The organism is Pseudoalteromonas sp. G5_S1_54_S4 (assembly GCF_054968565.1).
In genome coordinates this window covers 36,591-43,281 of sequence record NZ_JBQKUL010000039.1, presented here as the reverse complement: position 1 = coordinate 43,281, position 6,691 = coordinate 36,591, and the positions used below count along the sequence as shown (strand labels likewise).

The 6,691-nt window shown below is 38.8% G+C and carries 6 protein-coding genes; 4 read left to right on the top strand and 2 right to left on the bottom strand.

Features of this window, described 5'->3' with window-relative positions:
* From ACTRWE_RS14385 to ACTRWE_RS14370, 4 genes are all read left to right on the top strand, one after another.
* The coding region (locus ACTRWE_RS14385; RefSeq protein WP_462880197.1) for an REP-associated tyrosine transposase at positions 1 to 487 on the top strand (487 nt) is incomplete at its 5' end.
* A gap of 150 nt (positions 488 to 637) precedes the next feature.
* Positions 638 to 2,020, top strand: coding sequence for an MBL fold metallo-hydrolase RNA specificity domain-containing protein (locus ACTRWE_RS14380; RefSeq protein ID WP_462880196.1), 1,383 nt, complete (start codon positions 638 to 640; stop codon positions 2,018 to 2,020).
* Between the two features lie 285 nt (positions 2,021 to 2,305).
* A complete protein-coding gene (locus ACTRWE_RS14375) occupies positions 2,306 to 2,644 on the top strand; it encodes a helix-turn-helix transcriptional regulator (protein ID WP_008110891.1) in 339 nt (112 codons plus the stop codon).
* A complete protein-coding gene (locus tag ACTRWE_RS14370; RefSeq protein ID WP_462880195.1) occupies positions 2,634 to 3,881 on the top strand; it encodes a type II toxin-antitoxin system HipA family toxin in 1,248 nt (415 codons plus the stop codon). Before ACTRWE_RS14375 ends, ACTRWE_RS14370 begins: the two co-directional genes overlap by 11 nt.
* A 468-nt stretch (positions 3,882 to 4,349) precedes the next feature.
* Here the strand turns inward: ACTRWE_RS14370 and ACTRWE_RS14365 are convergent, their stop codons facing one another.
* Together ACTRWE_RS14365 and wecB are read right to left on the bottom strand one after the other, a co-directional pair.
* Positions 4,350 to 5,516: a nucleotide sugar dehydrogenase gene (locus ACTRWE_RS14365; protein WP_462880194.1), complete on the bottom strand. Its 1,167-nt coding sequence runs from the start codon at positions 5,514 to 5,516 to the stop codon at positions 4,350 to 4,352.
* Positions 5,513 to 6,643, bottom strand: coding sequence for a non-hydrolyzing UDP-N-acetylglucosamine 2-epimerase (wecB, locus tag ACTRWE_RS14360; RefSeq protein WP_462880193.1), 1,131 nt, complete (start codon positions 6,641 to 6,643; stop codon positions 5,513 to 5,515). The genes ACTRWE_RS14365 and wecB overlap by 4 nt, the downstream gene beginning before the upstream one ends.
* Positions 6,644 to 6,691: the final 48 nt, after the last annotated feature.

The window sequence follows — 6,691 nt, the reverse complement described above, 5'->3', positions numbered from 1 at the left end:
GCTATATTTACCTATAAAACCACAAGATATAAAAATGAAAAAATCACAAAACCTAAGGAAAGGTCGTATTTCAATTCCCAATCACTATTACTGCGTAACTCTAGTCATTAATAACAGACAAAAATTATTAAACGACCTTGGTCTCAATAGAAAAATAATTTTTGAAATTAAGAAACTTGAATTAGAAGATGCTTGTGAAAGTATTGCTTTTGTCTTAATGCCAGACCATATACATTGGATTTTTCAATTAAAAGTAAGCATGCATTTAAGCGCCTTAATTAGGCTATTTAAAGGCCGTTGCACCAAACTTGCCCGAGATCATCACAAAATTAATAAGCTTTGGCAAAGTGATTATTACGATCATATGATCCGAGATGAAAAAGACCTAATTAACTACGCGCGTTATATAGTAGCAAACCCACTTAGAGCTAATATCGTTAATAACGTTGGTGATTACCCATTTTGGGATTGTATTTATTTAAAATAAAATATAATACCCGTAGGCCTAAGTTTGTAAATGCAATTGAAAATTTGTAGGCGGGAGTTTACCTCGCGCAAGTTCTTTAGGCCTATCTACAAAGATTAAAATGCGCGGCATAAAGCCCCGCCTTGTACAAAACAAGCAATAAGGACCCTCATGAAAATACTTCACCACGGAGCAGTCAATGGCGTAACAGGATCATGCCACCAGCTGATAATAAACGACCAAAGCTCTTTTCTAATTGATTGCGGACTATTCCAGGGTGAAGATTCTGTAGATGATCTAAGCATTGAATTTAATATAGACACTGTTCGCGCATTAATAGTTACCCATTGCCATATTGATCATGTTGGCCGGATTCCCTATTTGTTAATGGCTGGCTTTATAGGGCCAATATTTACCTCTGTCGCATCAGCAAGCTTACTGCCGTTAATCATTGAAGATGCATTAAAAGTGGGCGTTACGCGAGATCAAAAAATAATAGATACCTGCTTAAGGCTACTTAAACAACAAGTTGTAGCTGTAGACTTTAAAGCCTGGTTTGAGCTTCCTTGCAAAGGTGAACACACAGCGAAAGCCCGACTACAACGAGCAGGGCATATTTTAGGCTCCGCTTATGTAGAAATAGATATAAATAGACCAAGTCGTAAAGCTAAAAACAGTCATCGGGTCGTATTTTCAGGCGATTTAGGGGCGCCCCATACGCCTTTACTACCCGCACCTAAAGCGCCCTATAAAGCCGATACCTTAGTCATAGAGTCAACTTATGGTGATAAAAATCACCAAGGCCGCAAGCAGCGTACGCAAACCTTAAAAAACGTGATTGAACGCGCTGTTGCCGACAACGGCATCGTTCTTGTGCCTGCCTTTAGTATTGGCCGCACGCAAGAACTGTTATACGAGCTTGAACAACTTATTCATGCTTCTGCTAAAAACTCACCTTGGCGCACAATACAAGTAATACTCGACTCCCCCATGGCGGCTAATTTTACTCAGCAGTACCGAAAGTTTAAATACTTATGGGATGAAGAGGCAAAACAAAAAGTAGCCAAAGGCCGCCACCCTCTCGACTTTGAAAACCTCACTACAATAAACACCCATAGCGAGCACTTAGCGTTAATAAATTACTTAGCCAGCCGCCAAACACCTGCAATTATTCTAGCTGCAAGCGGTATGTGCACCGGCGGGCGTATAGTTAATTACTTAGAGCGATTTTTAACCGACAAAACCACCGATGTACTCTTTGTAGGTTACCAAGGGCGCGGCACGCTGGGTCGCGATATACAAACCTATGGCCCACAAAATGGCTATGTGTTGATAAATAATACTAGGGTGAATATTAACGCAAAAATACACACTATAAGCGGTTATAGTGCTCATGCAGATCAGGCAGGTCTCATCAAATTTGTAACCGGTATGCGCAAAAAGCCCAGCCATATAAAAATTGTTCACGGCGATGATGACGCTAAAAATGCACTCGCAGCAAAATACAGAGAAATATTGGGAGATGAGGTGACGGTAGAAATTGGCAAGGGATAGGTTCGAGGTTCGAGCTTCGAGCTTCGAGCTTCGAGCTTCGAGCTTCGAGCTTCGAGCTTCGAGAAATTTAAAAACCTTGCGGTTAATATCGCAAGGTTTTTAAATACCTGTAGCAGCGGGTTCACCCCGCGTCGTTATTAGGTTTTAGGCCCGTCGCCCGTCGCCCGTCGCCCGTAACTCGCAACCCGAGTACAGTATAAAATAGCAACACTTAAGTTGCTAAAAACAACAATAGCAACTAATATGTTTCTATAAATTTAAAAAGCAACTTATTAGTTTCCTTAAATGAACCTTCTACAGCAAATAAAAAACCGTCGTCTTGCTCTAAAAATAAAACAAAATGAAATGCCCATGCGCATTGGTATTTCTAGGCAACAATACCAGCGACTTGAAGCAAAAGGCAATCCCAGATTAGATACGCTAACATTAGTAGCTCAAGGGCTTAATAGTGAAATAATGTTAATACCGAAAGAAAAAATGAGTGTGGTATTAGCAGCCCTCAAAAACAGTGATGGCAACATACCAACCGAACACCAAAAGCCTAATCAAAGCCTACAAAAAATAACTGTATCTGAAGATCCATGGAAAGGATTACTAGAGGATGAGGATGAACATGGAAATTAATGTTTTAAAGTTAACACTGCATGGCCATGTAGTAGGCTTTCTTGCTGGGGGTAAAAATGGCTTAAACATATTCCACTTCGATGAAAGCTTTCGTTTAAATAAAACGAGGCCAACATTTAGCTTAACTACACATCCAAACTTCCCACGAGCTGAAAAAATGATGTCAGAACCTTGGGTAACAAACCAACGCGTTCACCCCATACTATCAAACCTACTACCAGAAGGTTCATTACGCGAACTAATAGCTCAAGGCCTTAAAACTCATGTAGATAATGAGTTTCACATCCTTTCGTACCTCGGAATGGACTTACCAGGTGCTTTAGTTGCTGAACCAATGAAGCCTGAGGATGTTCCAATTAGCCTATTTAATAGTCATGGCCAAGTAACTGCGGTGAATTTTGACAAGTTAAATCAAGAGAATAAATTTTCTTTGGCTGGTGTCCAAATGAAATTTTCTATGAAAGAAAAAGACGGCCGATATAATTTAGCACGTGATAATGTGTTAGGTGATTGGATCATAAAAACCCCCTCAACTAAACATAAAGATGTGCCTACTAATGAGTTTACATCCATGACTTTAGCGTCAATGGTAGGTGTGGATATTCCGGATATAAAACTAGTTAATATTGAACAATTAGATAATTTACCTCAAATTAATTTACCTGATGAAAAACTAGCGTTTGCAATAAAGCGATTCGATAGGCAAAGCAATCAACGAATTCACATGGAAGATTTTGCACAAGTACTCGTTAAGTACCCACACGATAAATACAATTCAGGAAACTATGAGCAAATAGCAAGGATCTTATATCAATTTTCAGAGGATGGACTCGCTGATGTGCAACAGCTAGCAAGACGTTTACTTGCTAATATTCTGCTAGCTAATGGTGACGCTCACCTAAAAAATTGGAGTTTATTATATTCAGACCAAACAACGCCAAGGCTATCACCTGCTTATGATATAGTTACAACCAGTGTTTACATTGCAAATGAGCAACATTTTGCACTCAACCTCGCGAAAACAAAAGCATGGTACGATATCTCTTATAAACATTTTGAATACTGGTCTAAAAAAGCAGACACTCCTTGGCGAGCTATAAAACCTCATTTAGATGATGTAATTAATAAAGCGCGTACACAATGGCCAGATGCGATTAAGAATTTACCAATGAGTAAAGCACATAAACAACAACTTAAAACTCATTGGCAGCGCCTTCATGAAGATTTTAGGTTTTAGGTTTTAGGTTTTAGGTTTTAGGTTTTAGGTTTTAGGTTTTAGGTATTTAAAAACCTTGCGGTTAACATCGCAAGGTTTTTAAATATCTGTAGCAGCGGGTTCACCCCGCGTCGTTATTAGGTTTTAGGCCCGTCGCCCGTCGTCCATGAACACAAACCAAAACTGCGCGGCATAAAGCCCCGACTACAGGCTATTTTTATCTCTTCCTCTGTGTTCTCTTTACCCTCTGTGGTAAATAAAATCACTAACAGACGCTACATAAAGTCGCTGCTACATTTGCGCGGCATAAAGCCCCGCCTACGTCTAACCCAAACACCGTGCTTGGCTTAATCTCTACCTTATACCTAGAACCTTTGCCTTTAACCAGACACGAAATAAAACCGCTGCTACACCAGTCAAACTTAACCCGTTCCTCGTCGCCCGTAACACGTCGCTCGCAGCCCGTATACTTAAGCCTTAAACGATATTTTAATCACTACCAAATAAATCACGCGTATAAACTTTATCAGCAATATCAGCCAGTTCATCAACCATACGGTTTGATAAAATAACATCTGAAAGCTGCTTAAATTCATTTAAATCTTTGATTACCCGAGAATGATAAAATTCATCAGCTTCAAGTACTGGCTCAAAAACAACAACTTCAATTCCTTTTGCTTTGATGCGCTTCATAATACCTTGAATGGCAGAGGCTCTAAAGTTATCTGATCCCGACTTCATTACTAACCGATAAACACCTACCACCTTAGGTTTACGATTAATAATTGATTCTGCAATAAAATCTTTTCGTGTTCGATTCGCATCAACAATGGCACCTATAATATTATTAGGAACATCTTTGTAATTTGCTAATAACTGTTTGGTATCTTTAGGTAGGCAGTAGCCACCATAACCAAATGAAGGGTTATTGTAATGGTTACCTATGCGTGGGTCTAAACCAACCCCTTGAATTATTTGTTTACTACTTAACCCATGTGCTTCAGCATAACTATCAAGCTCATTAAAATATGCCACTCGCATTGCTAAGTACGTATTAGAAAAAAGCTTTATCGCTTCAGCTTCTGTTGAGTCGGTAAATAGCACCTCAACATCTTGCTTTATGGCGCCTTGCTTAAGTAAACCTGCAAATATTGCTGCTCGTTCGCTTTGCTCACCCACCACAATACGCGACGGATACAAGTTATCGTAAAGCGCCTTACCTTCACGTAAAAACTCTGGCGAAAAGATAATATTTTTACAATTAAACTTATCTTTAATAGACTGAGTAAACCCAACCGGTACCGTTGATTTAATAATCATTGTAGCATTAGGGTTTATAGCTAATACGTCTGTAATTACAGCCTCAACTGAACTTGTATTGAAGTAATTGGTTTGTGCATCGTAATCTGTGGGAGTGGCTATAACTACAAAGTCTGCGTTTTCATAAGCTGTTTTTTTATCTGATACAGCAATAAAATTTAACTCTTGTTTTTGTAAAAACTCTTCGATTTGTTGATCAACAATAGGAGATTTTTTGTTATTAAGTAATTTTATCTTATTTTGATCAATATCTAGAGCAACTACCTCGTTATGCTGAGCTAATAACATTGAATTTGATAAACCAACATAACCAGTACCAACAACCGCTATTTTCATTTTTCTATCTCTATATTGTTCAATAAGCTATCAATAATGCGTTTGCTTGCTAGTCCATCCCCATAAGGGTTATGTGCTCTGCTCATTTCCTTATAAAGCGAAGGCGATTCAATTAATTCGCTTACGGTACTTACTATTTTAGCTACATCTGTCCCGACTAACCTAACTGTACCTGCTTCAACAGCCTCAGGTCTTTCAGTTGTATCACGCATTACTAATACAGGTTTACCTAAACTTGGCGCTTCTTCTTGCACACCGCCCGAGTCAGTTAAAATAAGGAAAGACCGGTCCATTAAAAACACAAAAGGTAAATAATCTTGTGGCTCTATAAGCTTAACATTAGGTTTATCCGCAAGTAGACGATTTACAGGCTCTTGCACATTAGGGTTTAAATGCACAGGGTAAACAAAATTAAAATTTGGATATTTAACTGCCAATTGCGAAATAGACTCACAAATGCGCTCAAATCCACCACCAAAGCTTTCACGACGATGGCCCGTTATTAATACGTAAGGTTTATCAATAATATCAACAAACTTTTCGGTCATCATTTTTTGCGTGCAGTCAGTCGCGAGTACTTTATTTTTGACCTGTAATAATGCATCAATAACCGTATTACCAGTAACAACGATATTCGAACTTGATACATGTTCGCGTAATAGGTTGTTCGCTGATGCTTGAGTAGGTGCAAAATGCTTAGCAGTAATAACACCTGTTAGCGTACGATTTGCTTCTTCTGGCCAAGGGCTATATAAATCACCTGTTCTTAAACCAGCTTCAACATGTCCTACTTTAACTTGTTTGTAAAAAGCTGCCATTGATGCTGAGAACGTTGTTGTCGTATCACCATGTACCAAAACCCAATCCGGCTTAAACTCTTCTAAAACATCACGCAAACCCAACAATATTTTACTCGTAATATCGTATAGGTCTTGTCCTGGCTTCATGATGTCTAAGTCATATTCAGGTACAATTTTAAAAAGTTCTAGTACTTGATCTAACATTTCCCTGTGTTGTGCAGTTACACATACCCTAGAATCAATAGTCGGCTCTTGCGCTAAGGCTAATACGAGTGGCGCCATTTTGATTGCTTCAGGGCGAGTACCAAATACAGTTAAAACTTTCATATTATTCCTAAATAATAAAGCCCACCAAATTTAAATGGCAGGCTCTTT

What these genes read in the sequence shown, in the direction of transcription:
- ACTRWE_RS14365 (WP_462880194.1), bottom strand. Translation starts at nt 5,516, where the DNA reads ATGAAAATAGCGGTTGTTGGTACTGGTTATGTTGGTTTATCAAATTCA.
- ACTRWE_RS14370 (WP_462880195.1), top strand. Translation starts at nt 2,634, where the DNA reads ATGGAAATTAATGTTTTAAAGTTAACACTGCATGGCCATGTAGTAGGC.
- ACTRWE_RS14375 (WP_008110891.1), top strand. Translation starts at nt 2,306, where the DNA reads ATGAACCTTCTACAGCAAATAAAAAACCGTCGTCTTGCTCTAAAAATA.
- wecB (WP_462880193.1), bottom strand. Translation starts at nt 6,643, where the DNA reads ATGAAAGTTTTAACTGTATTTGGTACTCGCCCTGAAGCAATCAAAATG.
- ACTRWE_RS14380 (WP_462880196.1), top strand. Translation starts at nt 638, where the DNA reads ATGAAAATACTTCACCACGGAGCAGTCAATGGCGTAACAGGATCATGC.